The 15,625-nt window shown below is 65.3% G+C and carries 15 protein-coding genes; 3 read left to right on the top strand and 12 right to left on the bottom strand.

Translation table 11 applies throughout. From position 1 onward, the window contains the following. Positions 1–54: 54 nt before the first annotated feature. The 3 genes from ACSFA7_RS29320 to ACSFA7_RS29310 form a co-directional block, all read right to left on the bottom strand. Complete coding sequence (locus ACSFA7_RS29320) at positions 55–1,482, bottom strand: sensor histidine kinase (protein WP_435502601.1); 1,428 nt, start codon at positions 1,480–1,482, stop codon at positions 55–57. Beyond that, on the bottom strand, positions 1,482–2,849 hold the full coding sequence (miaB, locus tag ACSFA7_RS29315; protein ID WP_435502600.1) for a tRNA (N6-isopentenyl adenosine(37)-C2)-methylthiotransferase MiaB: 1,368 nt from the start codon (positions 2,847–2,849) through the stop codon (positions 1,482–1,484). Before miaB ends, ACSFA7_RS29320 begins: the two co-directional genes overlap by 1 nt. A gap of 82 nt (positions 2,850–2,931) precedes the next feature. Then, a complete protein-coding gene (locus tag ACSFA7_RS29310) occupies positions 2,932–3,387 on the bottom strand; it encodes a hypothetical protein (RefSeq protein WP_306880357.1) in 456 nt (151 codons plus the stop codon). Between the two features lie 256 nt (positions 3,388–3,643). Between ACSFA7_RS29310 and ACSFA7_RS29305 the strand changes: the two genes are divergently transcribed. Next, entirely contained in the window at positions 3,644–4,819 is a 1,176-nt protein-coding gene (locus tag ACSFA7_RS29305; RefSeq protein WP_435502599.1) for an efflux RND transporter periplasmic adaptor subunit, read from the top strand. Further along, a complete protein-coding gene (locus tag ACSFA7_RS29300; RefSeq protein WP_435502598.1) occupies positions 4,816–7,983 on the top strand; it encodes an efflux RND transporter permease subunit in 3,168 nt (1,055 codons plus the stop codon). Before ACSFA7_RS29305 ends, ACSFA7_RS29300 begins: the two co-directional genes overlap by 4 nt. 19 nt (positions 7,984–8,002) lie before the next feature. Here ACSFA7_RS29300 and ACSFA7_RS29295 read toward each other — a convergent pair whose 3' ends face one another. The 9 genes from ACSFA7_RS29295 to ACSFA7_RS29255 form a co-directional block, all read right to left on the bottom strand. Further along, entirely contained in the window at positions 8,003–8,278 is a 276-nt protein-coding gene (locus tag ACSFA7_RS29295) for a hypothetical protein (RefSeq protein WP_435502597.1), read from the bottom strand. Then, on the bottom strand, positions 8,275–8,982 hold the full coding sequence (locus tag ACSFA7_RS29290) for an AzlC family ABC transporter permease (RefSeq protein ID WP_435502596.1): 708 nt from the start codon (positions 8,980–8,982) through the stop codon (positions 8,275–8,277). The genes ACSFA7_RS29295 and ACSFA7_RS29290 overlap by 4 nt, the downstream gene beginning before the upstream one ends. 8 nt (positions 8,983–8,990) lie before the next feature. Continuing rightward, the gene (locus ACSFA7_RS29285) at positions 8,991–9,737 is read right to left on the bottom strand and encodes a 2OG-Fe(II) oxygenase (protein WP_435502595.1); all 747 of its coding nucleotides are present in this window, start codon (positions 9,735–9,737) and stop codon (positions 8,991–8,993) included. Between the two features lie 73 nt (positions 9,738–9,810). Beyond that, entirely contained in the window at positions 9,811–10,518 is a 708-nt protein-coding gene (locus ACSFA7_RS29280) for a Crp/Fnr family transcriptional regulator (protein WP_435502594.1), read from the bottom strand. A 134-nt stretch (positions 10,519–10,652) separates the two neighbouring features. Beyond that, positions 10,653–11,297 carry a histidine phosphatase family protein gene (locus tag ACSFA7_RS29275; RefSeq protein ID WP_435502593.1) on the bottom strand — a complete coding sequence of 215 codons (645 nt, stop codon included), beginning with the start codon at positions 11,295–11,297 and terminating at the stop codon, positions 10,653–10,655. Positions 11,298–11,318: 21 nt separating this feature from the next. Beyond that, complete coding sequence (locus tag ACSFA7_RS29270; RefSeq protein ID WP_435502592.1) at positions 11,319–11,918, bottom strand: DUF4136 domain-containing protein; 600 nt, start codon at positions 11,916–11,918, stop codon at positions 11,319–11,321. 92 nt (positions 11,919–12,010) lie between these two features. Then, complete coding sequence (ttcA, locus tag ACSFA7_RS29265) at positions 12,011–12,952, bottom strand: tRNA 2-thiocytidine(32) synthetase TtcA (RefSeq protein WP_435502591.1); 942 nt, start codon at positions 12,950–12,952, stop codon at positions 12,011–12,013. Positions 12,953–13,003: 51 nt separating this feature from the next. Continuing rightward, positions 13,004–13,381: a dihydroneopterin aldolase gene (locus tag ACSFA7_RS29260; RefSeq protein WP_206177330.1), complete on the bottom strand. Its 378-nt coding sequence runs from the start codon at positions 13,379–13,381 to the stop codon at positions 13,004–13,006. A 10-nt stretch (positions 13,382–13,391) separates the two neighbouring features. Continuing rightward, positions 13,392–14,168, bottom strand: coding sequence for an SDR family oxidoreductase (locus ACSFA7_RS29255; RefSeq protein WP_435502590.1), 777 nt, complete (start codon positions 14,166–14,168; stop codon positions 13,392–13,394). A gap of 25 nt (positions 14,169–14,193) precedes the next feature. Here ACSFA7_RS29255 and ACSFA7_RS29250 point away from each other — a divergent pair, with 25 nt between their 5' ends. Then, the gene (locus ACSFA7_RS29250) at positions 14,194–15,306 is read left to right on the top strand and encodes a class I SAM-dependent methyltransferase (protein WP_435502589.1); all 1,113 of its coding nucleotides are present in this window, start codon (positions 14,194–14,196) and stop codon (positions 15,304–15,306) included. Positions 15,307–15,625: the final 319 nt, after the last annotated feature.

Raw genomic sequence — 15,625 nt, 5'->3', positions numbered from 1 at the left:
AAAAGAGGCGAAGGGCGCGAAGCGGTGATTCAGAGGGGCGTGTCGGCAACAGGGTCAGGCCGTGCGCGGCAACTCGATGCGAAAACGTGCACCGGGCCCGCCAGGCTGCAGCGTGATGCGGCCCCCGTGGGCTGCAATGTACTCCTGCACGATGGAAAGTCCGATGCCGGTGCCTTTCACCGTGTGCTCGGGCTGGCGTTCGCCGCGGAAGAAGGGTTCGAAGATCCGGTCGCGGTCGCCCTCGGCAATGCCCGGTCCGGCGTCGTTGACGTCGATGTGCACCGCCTCCGGCGTGCTCGACACGGCCAGGGTGATGACGCCGCCCGACAGCGAGAAACGAATCGCGTTCGACAGCAGGTTGGCGATCGCCGTGCCGAGCTTGGTGCGATCGACGGTGATCGCGATCGGCTCGCCTTCGGCGCGTACGCGCAGGCCGTGCGACTGCCATTGCAGCCGCTGGGCCTCGATCTGCTCCTCGATGAGCGGCAGCAGTTCGGTGCGTTCGCGGCGCAGTTCGCGCGCCTCGAAGGCGGCGGCGTTGAAGCGCAGGAGCGCCTCGATCTGGCCCTGCAGCGAGACGGTGTTCTGGTTCAGGATCTGCGCGACTTCGAGTTGCGCCGGGTTCAGCGGACCCGTCACGCCGTCTTCGAGCAGCGAGACGCCCTCGCGCAGCGCGGCCAGCGGCGTCTTGAGTTCGTGCGACACGTGCCGCAGGAACCGCGCCTTGTCGGCGTCGAGTTCGGTGAGCCGCAGCCGCAGCCATTCGAGCTGCTGCGACACGCGCCGCACGTCGGCCGGGCCGCGGATGTCGATGGGTTCGTCCAGCCGGTTCTGGCCGAGGCCGACGATGGCGTGCTCCATGCGCTTGAACGGGCGCGCGAGCCAGATGCCGAAGGCCAGCGCCAGCACCACCGCCAGCACGCTCGCAGCCACCACTTCGCGCATCAGCCGGCGGCGCGCGTTCTCGATGCGCTTGGCGAGCGCGTCGTTCTGCATCTCGATGAGGAACTGGGCCTGCTGCGCGAGGCTGGTGTTGAGTGTGTCGAGCTCGCGAAACTGCATCGCCATTGTGCTTTCGCGGGTGAGGGCGCTGTCGGCGCTGCCGCTCATCAGGCCTTCGATCACGCCCAGTTGCGCGCGCCACGGCTCGATGCTGGCGGGCAAGAGGCCGTTCTTTTCGAGCCGTTCGAGCACCTGGTGCGATTCGCGCGCGGCTTCGTCGAAGCGGCGGCGCAGCACCGCGTCGTTGAGCACCAGCGACTGGCGCCCGGCGCGTTCCATGGCCGCGCTGCGTTCTGCCAGCGATTGCGCTGCGCCCGAAAGGCGCAATGCGCGCGCCGCGGCGTCGCGGCTCTGGGTCATGAGTGCGTCGTACTGGAACACCGAGCGCAATGCCACGCCCACCAGGAGCGCGGTGATCAGCAGAAAGGCAAAGAGCAGGAGCTGCTGGAACGAGCCCCGTATCGACGGTCGCTTCGCCATCAGTGGGCGAGCGCCGCGGCGGGCTGCTGCAGCGCTGGCGACGATTCGCGCGTCACCACTTCGCCGCGCAGCGTGTAGGCCAGCGAGCGCGTGATGCGCAGGTCGGTCATCTGGCCGACCAGGCGTGCGTCGCCTTCGAAGTTGACGACGCGGTTGCAGGCGGTGCGGCCCATGAGTTCGTTCGCGTCCTTGCGGGAAGCGCCTTCGACCAGCACGCGCTGCGTGCTGCCCACCAGTGCATCGCCGAAGCGGCGCACGTTGCCGTCGATCACGCGCTGCAGCGTCTGCAGGCGCGCGAGCTTCACTTCGTGCGGGGTGTCGTCGTGCAGCGCGGCGGCCGGCGTGCCGGGGCGCGGGCTGAAGATGAAGCTGAAGCTGTTGTCGAACTGGCAGTCGTCGATGAGCTTCATCATTCTGGCGAAGTCTTCGTCGGTCTCGCCGGGGAAGCCGACGATGAAGTCGCTGGAGAGCGCCAGGTCGGGGCGGATGGCGCGCAGCTTGCGCACCGTGCTCTTGTATTCCATGGCGGTGTAGCCGCGCTTCATCGCCATCAGGATGCGGTCGCTGCCGTGCTGCACCGGCAGGTGCAGATGGCTCACCAGCTGCGGCACCTTGGCGTAGGCCTCGATGAGCCGCGGCGTGAATTCATTCGGGTGGCTGGTGGTGTAGCGGATGCGCTCGATGCCGGGGATTTCGGCCACGTACTCGATGAGCAGCGCGAAGTCGGCGATCTCGGCGGTGTCGCCCATGCGGCCGCGGTAGGCGTTCACGTTCTGGCCGAGCAGCGTGATCTCGCGCACGCCCTGGTCGGCCAGGCCGGCGATCTCGACCAGCACGTCGTCCAGCGGGCGGTTCACTTCCTCGCCGCGGGTGTAGGGCACCACGCAGTAGCTGCAGTACTTGGAGCAGCCTTCCATGATCGACACGAAGGCGGTCGCACCGTCGACGCGCGCGGGCGGCAGGTGGTCGAACTTCTCGATCTCGGGGAAGCTGATGTCCACCTGCGGGCGGTCCAGGCGCTCGCGGTCGTTGAGCATCTCGGGCAGGCGGTGCAGCGTCTGCGGACCGAACACGATGTCGACGTAAGGGGCGCGCGCGATGATGGCCGCGCCTTCCTGACTCGCCACGCAGCCGCCCACGCCGATCTTCACGCCCTTGGCCTTCAGGTGCTTCACGCGGCCGAGGTCGGAGAACACCTTCTCCTGCGCCTTCTCGCGCACCGAGCAGGTGTTGAACAGGATGAGGTCGGCCTCGTCCACGTTCTGCGTCGGCTCGTAGCCCTGCGCGGCGTTCAGCACGTCGGCCATCTTGTCCGAGTCGTACTCGTTCATCTGGCAGCCGAAGGTCTTGATGAATACTTTTTTCATGGGGTGCTCTCTCGATGCCCTCCGGGAATGGGGGGCGCGGCGGGCGCGGGAGGCCTGCGCCGCTTCTTTCTATGTGCAGCGGTTACTGCGTATTGAGGGTGTCGTTCGTGGTGAACGGCCAGATGTTCAGCAGCGGCTTGTTCAGCGATTCGCGGCTGGCCACGGCTTCTTCGGGCGTGAGGATCCAGATCTCGCGCAGCAGGCCTGCGGCATCGCGCGTGTAGTTCACCAGGTACTTCTGCCCAATGATCGCGCCGGGCATCACCAGCATGTTCTGCGGGCTGCGGATGCGGGCCCCGGCACCGAGGCGGTCGGCGTTGCCGTCGAGCTCGACGTCGGGCGCGTTGGTCACCATGAACTTGCCGCGCAGCGTGCCGATGGGGAAGTTGCGCCCGCCGTTCAGCGATTCGTTCTGGGTCTGTGGACGGGGAATTTCGTCCTGTGCGCTGGCTTGCAGGGAGAACAGTCCGGCGCTTGCGGCGAGGGCGCACAGCGCGGTGAAAGTGAGGGCATTCGTGGTTTTCTTGCAGCGGTTCATGGGGTATATCCAGAGGCTGTGGAGCGGCGATTTTAACGAGGGGGTATGGCCCCCTTCACGCCGGCCACAGCAGGTTGAGCGCGGGCTTGTCGGTTGACCTGCTTTACATTTCTTTACGGGAACCATGAACGCCGTGAGTCGGGCGCTGATTCAATAGCCAGTGTCAGCCCAAAGTGCACAAGAACCCATGAAGAAAAATGCTGCCATTGCCCTTGCGGGTGTGTTGATCGTAGCCGTCGCAGGCGGATGGTGGAGCATGTCCGGAGACAAGGCCGGGGCAAAGAATGCGAAGACGACGGCGACCCCGGGGAACGGCGCCGCATCCGGCGGCGGCGCCCCCGCCCTGGTGACCCTGGCCACCGCCGAAAAGCAGGACGTGCCGGTCACGGTGCAGGTCAACGGCAGCGTGGTGTCCCTCAACAGCGTCGACCTGCGCCCGCAGGTCACCAACACCGTCAGCACCGTCCATGTGAAAGAAGGCCAGTTCGTCAAGGCGGGCCAACTGCTCTTCTCGCTGGACGACCGCAACGACCAGGCCAACCTCGCCCGCGCCCGCGCCCAGCAGCAGAAGGACGAGGCCACCATGGCCGACCTCGAGCGTCAGTACAAGCGCAGCCAGGACCTGGTGGCGCAGAACTTCATCGCCAAGAGCGCGGCCGACGCCACGCTCTCGCAGCTCGAGGCACAGCGCGCCGCCGTGGCGGCCGACCGCGCCGCCGTGCAGTCGGCGCAGGTGGCGCTCGGCTATGCCACCCTTCGCGCGCCGATCGCCGGGCGCATCGGCGCCGTCAACATCTACCCGGGCACGCTGGTGCAGCCGACGCTGTCGCTGGTCACCGTGACGCAGCTCGACCCGATCGCGGTGAGCTTCCCGGTGCCCGAAGGCAACCTGCAGGATCTGCTGGAGGCCGCGCGCAACCGGTCGCCGGTCGAAGCGCTCGTCACCGGGCGCAAGACGCCGCTCATCGGCTCGCTCGATTTCGTGGACAACACGGTCGATCCGCAGATCGGCACCGTGCGCGCCAAGGCCGTGTTCGCCAATGCCGACCAGGGCCTCTGGCCGGGCCAGTTCGTAGGCACGCGCATCACCGTGCGCACGCTCAACGGCGCCACGGTGGTGCCGGCCGCGGCGCTGATGATGCTGTCCGACGGCACATCCCTCTACGTGGTCGATCAGGCCAAGACCGCCACCCGCCGCAAGGTGAAGACGCTGCACACCTTCGGCACCAAGGTGGCCGTGAGCGGCGTGGAGCCAGGCGAGCAGGTCGTGATCGAGGGCAGCCAGAACGTGCGCCCGGGCGGCAAGGTCCGCGTCGATGCGAAGACCGGCGGGCCAGGCGCCGCCCCCAATGGCACCACCGGTGTGACGCCGGGTAGCGCCGCATCATCCGAAGGCACGGACATCAAGCCGCCGCAGCGGGAACGCGCATGAACATCTCGGAGCTCTGCATCCGTCGTCCTGCGATGACGGTGCTGCTGTCTGCCGCGGTGGTGGTGGTCGGCATCTTTGCGTACTTCAGCATCCCGGTGGCGGCGCTGCCCAGCTACAACACGCCGGTCATCAACGTCAACGCGCAGCTCCCGGGCGCCAGTCCGGACACGATGGCCAGTTCGGTCGCGCTGCCGCTCGAGAAGCAGTTCTCGACCATTCCGGGCCTGCAGACCATCAGCTCGGTCAACACGCAGGGCGTGACCTCGCTCACGCTCGAATTCGTGAGCAGCCGCGACATCGACGCCGCCGCCGTCGACGTGCAGGCCGCGCTCCTGCGCGCCCAGCGCCAGCTGCCGCAGGAGCTCACGCAGCTCCCCTCGTACCGCAAGGTGAACCCGGCCGATGCGCCGGTGCTGTTCATCGCGCTGATCTCGCCGTCGATGAACCCGGCCGAGCTCAACGACTACGCCGAGAACCTGATCTCCCCCACGCTCTCGACGATCGACGGCGTCGCGCAGGTGGGCGTGTACGGCCGCAAGGCCTTTGCGGTGCGCATCAAGGCGAATGCCGACCTGCTCAACGCGCGCAACATCACGCTCGACGAACTCGCCAAGGCGGTGAATTCAGCCAATGCCAACACGCCGGTTGGCGTGCTCGACGGCCCGCGCCAGACGCTCACCATCCAGGCCAACCGCCAGCTCGTGAAAGCGGCCGATTTCGCCAAGCTCATCGTCGGCCAGCGCAACGGCGCACCGGTGCGGCTCGACGAAGTGGCGACCATCGAGGACAGCTTCGAATCGGTCAAGACCGCCAGCAGCTTCAACGGCCAGGACTCCATTTCGCTGGCCGTGCAGCGCCAGCCCAATGCCAACACCGTGCAGGTGGTGGACGCGGTGCGCGCGCTCATCCCGCGCTTCAAGGCCGAGCTGCCGCAGTCGGTCGAGATCCAGATGGTGAACGACCGCTCGCTTTCGATCCGCGAAGCGGTGCACGACGTGCAGCTCACGCTGCTGGGCACCATCGCGCTGGTGGTGCTGGTGATCTTTCTCTTCCTGCACCGGCTGGTGGCCACGCTGATTCCGGCGGCCACCATCCCGATCTCGCTGATCGGCGCAGTGGCGCTGCTCTACGCCTTCGGCTACAGCCTCGACAACGTCTCGCTGCTGGGCATCACGCTGGCCGTGGGGCTGGTGGTGGACGACGCCATCGTGGTGCTCGAGAACATCATGCGTTACGTCGAGAAGGGCATGGAGCCCTTCGCGGCCGCGCTGCGCGGCGCGCGCGAGGTGGGCTTCACCATCGTGTCGATCTCCATCTCGCTGGTGGCGGTGTTCATCCCGATCTTCTTCATGCCGGGCGTCATCGGCCTCTTGTTCCACGAGTTCGCGGTGGTGGTGGCGCTGGCGGTGCTGGTGTCGGCCATCGTGTCGCTCACGCTGGTGCCGATGCTCGCGAGCCGGCTGCTCAAGCAGGTGCCACGCAAGGAGGGCGCGCTCGATCATGAAGAAGAGCATCCCGAGCCCGGCACCGCCATCGGCCGCGCCTTCGAACGCGGCTACCGCGCGGTGCACGGCACCTACATGCGCACGCTCGACTGGACGCTCATGCACCGCTGGGTGATGCTGGTGGCTGCCGGTCTCACCTTCGTCGTCACCGCCTGGCTCTTCATCACCATTCCGAAGGGCTTCTTCCCCGAGGAAGACATCGGCCAGATCCAGATCACCACCGAGGCGGCCGAAGACATTTCCTTCACCGCCATGAAGGCGCTGCAGGACCGCGTGGCCGCGACGCTCAAGGACGACCCGAGCGTCGATTACGTGAGCTCCTTCGTCGGTGTGGGCGGCCCGACCGCCACGCAGAACTCGGGGCGCCTCTTTGCCGTGCTCAAGCCGCGCAGCGAGCGCCCGCAGATGGCCAAGGTGCTCGAATCGCTGCGCCAGCGTTTCCGCGAAATCCCGGGCATTGCCGTCTACATGCAGCCGGTGCAGAACCTGCGCCTGGGCGGCCGCCAGAGCAAGGCGCGCTTCCAGTACACGCTGCAGAGCGTGAACGCCGGCGAGATGGTGCCGTGGGCCACGCGGCTCATGGAGCGCATGCGCGCCGACCCCGCCTTCCGCGATGTGACCAGCGATTCGCAGAACCGCGGCCTGCAGGCCACGCTGGAGATCGACCGCGACAAGGCCGGCGTGCTCGGCGTGGCGGTGGGGGACCTGCGCACCGCGCTCTACAACGCCTACGGCGACCGGCAGATCGGCAGCATCTACGCGGCCAGCAACACCTACCAGGTGATCCTCTCGGCCGCCGACAGCGACCGGCAGTTCGAGGACGACGTCTCGCGTCTGTCCGTGCGCAGCACCACGGGCAGGCTGGTGCCGCTGTCGGCCTTCTCGACCATCAACCGCACCGTGGGGCCGACCTCGGTCAACCACCAGGGCCAGCTGCAGGCGGTGACGGTGTCGTTCAACCTCGCGCCCGACGTGCCGCTGGGCAACGCGACCGCGAAGATCGACCAGTTCAAGAACGAGCTGAACATGCCGCAGTCGATCATCACCACCTATGGCGGCGATGCGGCGGTGTTTCAGAGTTCGCAGTCGAGCCAGGCCGTGCTGCTGGTGCTGGCGGTGCTGGTCATCTACGTGCTGCTCGGCGTGCTGTACGAGAGTTACATCCACCCGCTGACGATTCTGGCGGGGCTGCCGTCGGCCGCCGTGGGCGCGCTGCTCTCATTGAAGATCTTCGGCTTCGACCTCACGCTGATCGCGACCATCGGCATCCTGCTTCTGATCGGCATCGTGAAGAAGAACGCGATCATGATGATCGACTTCGCCCTCGACGCGCAGCGCACCGAAGGCATGAAGCCGGTCGATGCGATCCGCGAAGCCTGCCGGTTGCGCTTCCGGCCGATCCTCATGACCACGCTGGCCGCCTTGATGGGCGCGCTGCCGCTCGCATTGGGCCTCGGCGCCGGCGCCGAATTGCGCCAGCCGCTGGGCGTGGCGGTGGTGGGCGGGCTGATCTTCTCGCAGGTGATCACGCTCTACATCACGCCCGCGATCTACCTCGCGCTCGACCGCTACAGCGGCACGGGGCCGATGGTCGACCTGCCGGGCGAAGCGAAGAAGGCTGAAGCCGGCGTGGCCGGAGACGCGGCGGCGCACGCCTGAAGCGCAGCGCCCCTCGACATCAAAGATGGCGTGCGGCCATCAGCGCCAGCCAACCGGCGAGAAAGGCGATCTGCAACCCTCCGAAGCGCCACACCACGCCCATGGTGATGGCCACGGGCAAGAGCAAGGTGGGCGCGATGCAGATCTGGATCAACAGATAGGCCCCCATCAGGCTGGGGCCGGCGTTCGACAAGGCAAGCTCGGCGGCCGGCCAACGCGACAGCCATTGGGCAGCGCCCAGGCCCGACAGGCGGATCGCAATCGTGACCAAGGCCATGACGAGGATGGCGTTCATGCCTGGCTTTTCCTATGGAGCCACAGCGTGGCCGCCATGCCGGCCAGGCCCGCCACCAGCACCGCCGCGGCCTGTTGATCGGTTCGCCACCAGCAAGCCAGGCCGACCACGGCGCCGATGGCTACAGGCGCCAGCTGGTGAGGATTTCTTCGCAGACCGACAGGCAGCAGGAGCGCCATCGAGAGGGGCACCAGCGCATCCATTCCAAAGCGATACAGCATCTGCTGCGTAAAAACGGCGCCAAACTGGAATCCGGCGATGCAGCCGGCCGTCCACGCCAGGGTCAGCGCGGAGGCGTTTCCCAGGATGAAGTTGACGTTGATCGGCCCACGCTGGGCGGCCATTTGGCATGCCGTCCAGCTGCTGTCGGTCACCATGGCCGCCGCCAGCCAGGCACGCCATTTGCCGGAATTTCTCAGATAAGGCCAAAGCGAGGCCGTGAAAATAAGATGCTTTGCATTGAGTCCGATGGTCAATGCAATCAATGCGCCAATATGCGCGGAATTATTGAATTCGAGCGCGGCCAATTGGGCGGTGGCTGCATTGATGCTCAATGCGGCAAGAATCAATTCATTCAAGGACCAATCGGCATTCTTGCTGGCCACGCCGACAATCAGGCCAAATACCAATACCTTGGGAATGAAAGGCAGTGCCGCAATCCATCCATGCGAAATTCCCATGGGTGCGGACAGGGACTTTTCCATCGCAGCCCTTATATCCAGAACAGGAGTTTCTCGGGGGTGGTTGCGAAAAACCCGGACAAGGTCAACCGCTCTCCATCGCTTGGCAATACCTCATGGGCGTGCGTGGTGCGGAAGATGATCAAATCCCCAACGCGGGGAGCGACCTCGGAATATTCACTGTCTTTGCCGGCCTGCGCGAGGTCTTGCTCGTTATAGATGCGCGTCTGCCCGCCGGATTTCGGCGTCTTGAGATAGATGTTCCATGCAAATTGCTCTTTGATTTGCGGCGCAAATGAAAGTCCGGAGTTTTCGCCCGGCATCCAGTCCCGATGAATCGGCGCTTCCGGCAAAACGCGCACCGTGAAATTCATCATGCGCCGGCCTTCGTGCTCGGCGACGCCATGCGCCAAGGAGAACATCTTCGACGCCACCTCCTGGACACGGGGGAAGAAATTGACGAGCCCGAGAATCTGCTGGTCGAATATCTCTTCGTAAATCTGCGCCCGGCGGAAATATTCGCCGGGGTCCGCCTTGAATCGAAAGAAATTGGGGCCGAGCTTTCCTTTGCGAACGACGCCGCCGGCCTTGTCGTCGCCCTCATAATATTCAATGCCAATTTTTGAAATGGCATGCAATATCAGGTCGATTTGATATTCCTGTAGAAAATTCTCGAACCGCAGGCCTGCGCGGTCCCCGGTTGAGAATTTCCTTATCGCCGCGAGGTTCGGCGTTGTGCGGTTGATATCCTCAACCACCCACTTGTTTGACTCTGCCATCTTTTCCTCTTGAATTGCGAGGCTGATGATGGCGTCAAGTGAGGGTTTTCGTGGTATCCAGAGATACAGGAAGTTAACTATTTTTGTAATGCAAACGACGTAGCGCAGAAGCGTCGTGGATGATGACCTGCTTGGCCCGTGTCTCGATGACCCCTTGCCTGGACAATGCGTTCAATGTCCTTGTCACGGTCACCCGGCTCAATGCGGTCATTGCGGCAATTTTCTCGTGCGTGAGATCGACTTGAAAATCCTTCGATTCCGGCGTTGACGAAAATTCGCTGTTCGATTGCAATCGCGCAATACGCAAAAGCAAATCGACGACACGTTCTGTAGGCGCCGCTGCAACACCCGCCAGCTTCTCGACAATCATTTGATTCTTGAAGCCGAGGAGTTGAATAAGCGAAGCCGCCAATTCGGGCATGGTGGCGAATTTCCGCGTGATATCCGACGGGAGATATCGGCTGAGAATTGCGGGCGCCACCACGCGCGTCGTAGTCGGGCGGGGTCTGTTGGCAAATGCGGGGCCTTCGCCAAAAATTGCGCCCGGCCCGAATATTTCAAGCAGGAATTCAGCGCCATTGCTTCGCTGAATTGTCGAATGAACGAATCCTGATCGAAGAAGGTAAAAATAATCGTGCCGCTCCCCTTCGCGAGCCAGCACATCCCCCGTTGTCAAACTGACGACGCTGCCCAGGTGCGTGGCTTCGATCCATGGGGTCGAGAGGGCCAGGGAGGCGTCCCAACTGGCATAGGCCGAGGATTCGGAATTTATTCTTTTCATTCAGAAGATGCGTTGCAAAAAATCCTCATGATCCCTGTGGAGAATTCTGCGGTTTGCGCCTTGCCTTGAGGTGAAGGGCGCAATTCCATTTTTTGCGTATCTATTTGGCCATTGCGCAATTGCGCGATGGCGCATCAGGTCGTCGTCTCGTCCAGCGTGTCGTCCGCCGCCAGGTGGGCGATGTCGCTCCAGCCCACGAGGCTGAAACCCTCCGGCGTCCACAGCATGCGATTGATGGCGGCATTGCCGAGCTGCCAGGTGCGCGGCGCCTGCAGCTCCTGGCGGGTGGCGGCGCGGTAGAGCACGTCCATCACGCCGCCGTGCGCGACCAGCGTGACCAGCTGGCCCGGATGGCGCGCCGCCAGTTCGGCGGCCACGCGCGTGACGCGGTCGCGGAAGGTCAGGAGGCTTTCGCCGCCGACGGGTTCGAATTCGGGATCGCGCTCGCGCCAGCGCTTGGCATCTTCGGGAAGCATCGATTCGATCTCCGCGAAGCTCATGCCCTCCAGATGCCCGAAGGCCCGCTCGCGCAGGCGCGGCTCGGGCTGCACGGTGAGCCCATGCGGCCTGGCGATGGCCTCGGCGGTCTGCCAGGCGCGCGCGAGGTCGCTGGCGTAGATGACGTCGATGTCCTCGTCCGCCAGCGCCTGGCCGGCCCGCTCTGCCTGCCAGAGCCCGGTGGCGTTGAGTCCGATGTCGATCTGGCCCTGGATGCGGGTGTCGACGTTCCAGGCGGTCTCGCCGTGGCGGACGGCGATCAAACGGGTGGCTTCTTGCATCCGCTCGATTCTAGAAGTGCACTATTTCACGGCCAGCGTCTTCGCCGTGGCCAGGTCGATGTTCACCCGGCGCTCGCCCTGCGGCGGATTCGGAAAGCCCTGCAGCGCGGCCTGAAACATCACCGGAAGGATCGCCGCGCTCGCGTTGTACGGCCCGTCGTTGCGGGCCCGGGTCTCGTAGACCACCCGGTTCGAGCCCGCTTCGCGCAGCACGATGCTCACCTCGCGCTCGTACCAGGGGTTGGCCGCCGGTGGAAAGTAGGCCGGGCCGCCGTACCAGCCGCCACCGTAGAAGCGGCGGCCATAGCCATATCCGCCGCCGTAACCGTAGCCCCAGGGGCCGTCGAAGAGCCACGGGTCGGCCCAGGGCGAGAGGCCGGCGGTCACGCGGGCGCCGATCTGCGCGCTGTATTGCGGCTTGGCGTCGTCGCGGCGCAGGCCCACTTTTTCGAGAGCAGCGGCTGCCATCGCCTCGAGCGAGTCCTGGCGGGCGGTGTCGGCCTGCTGCGAGGGCAGGCGGTCGAAGCGGTAGGTGGCGCCGGGCGGCACGGTGCCGATCGACGAAAAGCTCTTCACATCGCTGTCGACCACCCAGGAGGTGGCGCAGCCGCTGAGAGTCACTGTTGCTGCTGCTACCAAAAGCAGAGCGAAAGAAGCACGTTTCATAAAGGGTCTCCGGGCAGCGATGCCCAAAATTCCCCTGGGTAGCCGGATCAGCCCTGGACGATGCGAAGGGCTGCAGGTGCCTGGGAGAGCAAGTCGAAGGAGGGCGTGTCGAAGGCCTTGTCGCCTTCGTCGTCGGCCACGCCCGTCGCTTTCAGACCCTTGAAGTCGTGCCGCGTTCCGTCCAGGAGGTGCGAAGGCACCACGTTCTGCAGCGCGGTGAACATGTTCTCCACGCGGCCGGGGTGCTTCTTGTCCCACTCGCGCAGCATCTCGCCGACCTGCTTGCGCTGCAGGTTCTCCTGGCTGCCGCAGAGGGTGCACGGAATGATCGGGAATTCGCGGTGCTGCGCCCAGCGCACCAGGTCTTTCTCGGCCACGTAGGCGAGCGGGCGGATCACGATGTGCTTGCCATCGTCGCTCACCAGCTTGGGCGGCATGCTCTTCAACTTGCCGGCGAAGAACATGTTGAGGAAGAAGGTCTGCAGCATGTCGTCGCGGTGATGGCCCAGCGCGACCTTGGTGGCGCCCAGCTCGTCCGCCACGCGGTAGAGGATGCCGCGGCGCAGGCGGCTGCAGAGGCCGCAGGTCGTCTTGCCCTCGGGAATGACGCGCTTGACGATGCTGTAGGTGTCCTGGTTCTCGATGTGGAAGGCCACGCCGAGCTCGCTCAGGTACTTGGGCAGCACCTCTTCAGGAAAGCCGGGCTGCTTCTGGTCGAGGTTGACCGCGACGATGTCGAAGTGAATGGGTGCGCGCGCCTTGAGCTTGAGCAGGATGTCCAGCATCGCGTAGCTGTCCTTCCCGCCCGAGACGCACACCATGACCTTGTCGCCCTCTTCGATCATGTTGTAGTCGACGATCGCGCGGCCGACCTCGCGGCACAGGCGCTTCTCGAGCTTGTGCGTTTCTCGCTCGATCTTCAGCGAGTTGGTGGGCGCGGCGACGGTCGTGGCGTCGGAAGGCGCTTCGTCGATCCAGACGGCGTTCATTGGTGGGCTACTTCAGGCAAATCGGGGGAAAGACCCCGATTTTGCCTTGGATCACCATTCCCCGGCTTCCATGCGGATCGCCACTTCGCAGTCGTCGAAGATTTCGAGCTTGGCGATCTTCACCCGCACGCCCAGCACGCCAGGCAGTTGCAGCAGGCGGTGCACCACCTTGCCGATCAGGCTCTCCAGCAGGTTGACGTGCTCGGCCGTGCACTCGTCGATGATGATCAGGCGCACCTTGCCGTAGTCGAGCACGTGGAAGATGTCGTCGTCCTGCGGCAGCAGCGGTTGCTGGCCCATGCTCAGTTCGGCATCGACCTGGATCGGCTGCGGCGCGACCTTCTCATGGTCGAGGATGCCCAGGTTGGCATTGAAGCGCAGGCCCAGCAGGGTGAGAGTCTGGCGGCCGTGGGTGTGGGAGGAGGACATGGTTGGGTTCTCACATGAGCGAGAAATCGCGCTCGAATTTCATCAGGTGCTGGCCGCCGTCCACCAGCAGCGTGGTGCCGGTGATCGAGCCGTTCTCCAGCGCGAATTTCACGGTGGCAACCACGTCGGCCGGCGTGGAAGAGCGGCCCAGCGGCGACAGCTTGTGCAACTGCGCGAACTTGTCGTCGTCCAGCATGTGGCTGGGCAGCGTGAGGCCGGGCGCCACGCCCACCACGCGCACGCGCGGCGCCAGGGCCAGCGCGAGCATCGGCGTGGCGGCCTCGAGCGCAGCCTTGGAGAGCGTGTAGCTCAGGAAATCGGGGTTCGGGTTCCAGAGCTTCTGGTCGAGCAGGTGAACGACCGCGCCCTGGGCATCGCGCCGCGCGAGATGGTCGTGCAGCGCCTGCGCCAGCAGGATGGCCGCGCCCGTGTTGCTGCGCGCATGGCGCTCCATGAGGGCGTAGCTGAAGCTGGCGGTGTCGTCGTGCTCGAAGAGGGCCGCGCTGTGGACCACGGCATCGACGGTGCGGAAACGCGCCGCGACACGTGATAGCAGCGCGCGCGTGGCGTGCTCGTCTTCCAGGTCGGCCTCGAAGAGCGCCGAGTCGCCCGAGAGCGCGGCGCAATCGGCGACGGTTTTCTCGGCGTCGGCGCGCGAGCTGCGGTAGTGCACCGCCACCTGCCATCCGCCCGCGGCCAGCGCCAATGCAATCTCGCGGCCCAGCCGCCGGCCCGCACCCGTGACGAGGACGGTGCGGCGGGCAGGGGGGAGGGAGGCGGTGCTCATGCGAGGAGGGAGAGAGAATCAGGGGGTGACGACCAAGACCCCGAACAGTTTACCCACCGCCCTCGACCACCTGATCGCCCGCTCCGTCGAGCGCGCGGGCGGCTGGATCGGCTTCGACCGCTTCATGGCGCTCGCCCTGTATGCGCCGGGCCTCGGCTACTACGCCAACACCTCGGCCAAGTTCGGCCACATGCCGTCTTCGGGCAGCGATTTCGTGACGGCGCCCGAACTCACGCCGATGTTCGGCCAGACGCTGGCAGCGCAAGTGGCCGAGGCGCTGGAGAAGACCGGCACCGACACGGTCTGGGAATTCGGCGCGGGCTCCGGTGCGTTGGCGGTGCAGTTGCTGCATGCGCTCGACGAGATGGGCCGCAGCGACGTGCGCTATCGCATCGTCGATCTCTCCGGCACATTGCGCGAGCGGCAGCAGCAGGCGCTGGTGCGCTATGCGGACCGCGTCGAATGGCTCGGCGAACTGCCTGAAAAGATGCAGGGCGTCGTGGTCGGCAACGAGGTGCTCGATGCGATGCCCGTGCAACTGCTGGCGCGCGTGCAGGGCCAGTGGTTCGAGCGTGGCGTGGTGCGCAATGCGGGCAACGATGGCTGGAGTTGGGCCGATCGCGCGACCGATCTGCGTCCGCCGGTCGACGTGCCCGGAGAGCACGATTACCTCACCGAGATTCATCCGCAGGCGCAGGCCTTCATCGCCACGCTGGCGGATCGGCTGGAGAAGGGCGCGGCCTTCCTCATCGACTACGGTTTTCCCGAGAGCGAGTACTATCACCCGCAGCGGCACATGGGCACGGTGATGTGCCATCGCGCGCACCAGGCGGATGGGGATCCGCTGGCCGATGTGGGCTACAAGGACATCACGGCGCATGTCGATTTCACCGGGATCGCGGTTGCGGGGCAGGATGCGGGGCTCGAGGTGCTGGGCTATACGAGCCAGGCGCGGTTTCTGCTGAATTGCGGGTTGGTTTCTCGGATGGAGCAGGGCTCGGTTGCGGAGCGGGCGATGGCTGCCCGTCTCATTCATGAGCATGAGATGGGGGAGCTGTTCAAGGTGGTGGGCTTTGCGGTTGGTGAGCCTTGGGATGCGATGGGGTTTGCCGAGGGCGACCGCAGTCATACGCTCTGAGTCGTGCTGCTTCGTTTGCTTTCCGAGGCCGGGTCTCGCCCCGGCGGGCGAGCTACTTTCTTTTGCTTCGCCAAAAGAAAGTAGCCAAAGAAAAGGCGACCCCACTGTCTGCGACCCTCCGCTTCGCTACGGGCAACCTGCGGTGCTCGCGTTTCGCGGGGTCTCGCAGAACTCGCTTCGCTCAGACAGCTGCGAGCCCTTGTCCGCGAACCGCTGCGCTCCTCGGCGCAGCCAGAGGGGAGGGGGCAACCAACGGGCCATCGCTTTGCTCGGCTTGCAATCGGGCCTTTGCTTCGCTCGGTCCAGGGATTTGCTCCCT

Source organism: Variovorax trehalosi (assembly GCF_051216415.1).
Taxonomy (GTDB): domain Bacteria; phylum Pseudomonadota; class Gammaproteobacteria; order Burkholderiales; family Burkholderiaceae_C; genus Variovorax.
This window is presented reverse-complemented; position numbering and strand designations above follow the sequence as displayed.

Bases quoted from the DNA above. Each gene is read 5' to 3' on its own strand.
- ACSFA7_RS29320 (WP_435502601.1), bottom strand. From the start codon at position 1,482: ATGGCGAAGCGACCGTCGATACGGGGCTCGTTCCAGCAGCTCCTGCTC.
- miaB (WP_435502600.1), bottom strand. From the start codon at position 2,849: ATGAAAAAAGTATTCATCAAGACCTTCGGCTGCCAGATGAACGAGTAC.
- ACSFA7_RS29310 (WP_306880357.1), bottom strand. From the start codon at position 3,387: ATGAACCGCTGCAAGAAAACCACGAATGCCCTCACTTTCACCGCGCTG.
- ACSFA7_RS29305 (WP_435502599.1), top strand. From the start codon at position 3,644: ATGTCCGGAGACAAGGCCGGGGCAAAGAATGCGAAGACGACGGCGACC.
- ACSFA7_RS29300 (WP_435502598.1), top strand. From the start codon at position 4,816: ATGAACATCTCGGAGCTCTGCATCCGTCGTCCTGCGATGACGGTGCTG.
- ACSFA7_RS29295 (WP_435502597.1), bottom strand. From the start codon at position 8,278: ATGAACGCCATCCTCGTCATGGCCTTGGTCACGATTGCGATCCGCCTG.
- ACSFA7_RS29290 (WP_435502596.1), bottom strand. From the start codon at position 8,982: ATGGAAAAGTCCCTGTCCGCACCCATGGGAATTTCGCATGGATGGATT.
- ACSFA7_RS29285 (WP_435502595.1), bottom strand. From the start codon at position 9,737: ATGGCAGAGTCAAACAAGTGGGTGGTTGAGGATATCAACCGCACAACG.
- ACSFA7_RS29280 (WP_435502594.1), bottom strand. From the start codon at position 10,518: ATGAAAAGAATAAATTCCGAATCCTCGGCCTATGCCAGTTGGGACGCC.
- ACSFA7_RS29275 (WP_435502593.1), bottom strand. From the start codon at position 11,297: ATGCAAGAAGCCACCCGTTTGATCGCCGTCCGCCACGGCGAGACCGCC.
- ttcA (WP_435502591.1), bottom strand. From the start codon at position 12,952: ATGAACGCCGTCTGGATCGACGAAGCGCCTTCCGACGCCACGACCGTC.
- ACSFA7_RS29260 (WP_206177330.1), bottom strand. From the start codon at position 13,381: ATGTCCTCCTCCCACACCCACGGCCGCCAGACTCTCACCCTGCTGGGC.
- ACSFA7_RS29255 (WP_435502590.1), bottom strand. From the start codon at position 14,168: ATGAGCACCGCCTCCCTCCCCCCTGCCCGCCGCACCGTCCTCGTCACG.